Source organism: Pseudohalioglobus sediminis (genome assembly GCF_008370495.1).
Classification (GTDB): domain Bacteria; phylum Pseudomonadota; class Gammaproteobacteria; order Pseudomonadales; family Halieaceae; genus Halioglobus.
Window position 1 is genome coordinate 1 of the sequence record NZ_VTUX01000023.1, and the last position, 281, is coordinate 281.

Here is a 281-nt window from a genome sequence, read left to right on the forward strand (position 1 = left end):
TCATCACGCTTGGTTCCACGCAGCAGAACACCCACGTTCTCACCCGCGCGGCCTTCGTCAAGCAGCTTGCGGAACATCTCAACACCAGTACAGGTGGTTGTAGTCGTATCGCGGATACCCACGATCTCAATCTCTTCACCAACCTTGATGATGCCGCGCTCAACACGACCGGTTACAACCGTACCGCGACCAGAGATAGAGAACACGTCCTCTACCGGCATCAGGAACGCACCGTCAATCGCACGCTCAGGCTCAGGAATGTAGGAGTCCAGGGTCTCAAC

At 56.2% G+C, this 281-nt stretch carries 1 protein-coding gene; it reads right to left on the bottom strand.

All coding sequences use genetic code 11. The features are described 5' to 3' along the window. The coding region (locus F0M18_RS19920; protein ID WP_262501009.1) for an EF-Tu/IF-2/RF-3 family GTPase at nt 1-281 on the bottom strand (281 nt) is incomplete at both ends.